We start from the raw sequence: 516 nt of genomic DNA, 5'->3' as shown, positions 1-516 counted from the left end.
CGGCACTGTTGCGCTCGTCGAGGTGCGCCGTATTGCCGGGCCGGGCGGTCGCCGTCCCATAGGTCGTCAACCACCTACGGGCCTGCCGGTTCTCGCGCTGGTCGGTGTCGCTCGGCCAGTTCGCTCGTCGCATCTCGCAGCGTCGACGTCGGTTGGAAACGCCGCCTGACAATCCGCGTCGGGCTGATGGTGCGACGTGACTACGGTCGATTCATGAAGTACGGGCTGTTCGCGATGAACTACGGGACCTGCGCAAACCCGGAGCATGCGGTGCGTGTCGCCCAGCACGCAGAGGCTGCGGGGTTCGAGTCGCTGTGGACCGGCGAGCACCTCGTGCTCCCTGACCCGCACCCGGAGTCGTTCTCGATGCCGCCCACGCTGCCGTTCATCGACACGATCGTGGCGCTCACCCTGATCGCAGCCGAGACCACCTCGATCAACGTGGCATCGGGGATCATCGAGCTCCCCCTCCATCACCCGGTGATGCTCGCCAAACAACTCGCGAGCATCGACCAC

Annotated in this window: 1 protein-coding gene; it reads left to right on the top strand. The window is 66.1% G+C overall.

Going from position 1 to position 516, the window contains the following annotated elements; translation table 11 throughout:
- Positions 1–213: 213 nt before the first annotated feature.
- On the top strand, positions 214–516 hold a 303-nt coding region (locus ON45_RS20225; protein WP_040496536.1), incomplete at its 3' end, for an LLM class flavin-dependent oxidoreductase.

It is taken from the genome of Ilumatobacter nonamiensis YM16-303 (assembly GCF_000350145.1).
Lineage (GTDB): Bacteria > Actinomycetota > Acidimicrobiia > Acidimicrobiales > Ilumatobacteraceae > Ilumatobacter_A > Ilumatobacter_A nonamiensis.
Note: the sequence above shows the minus strand (reverse complement) of the source record. Positions and strands in the feature narration are given on the sequence as shown.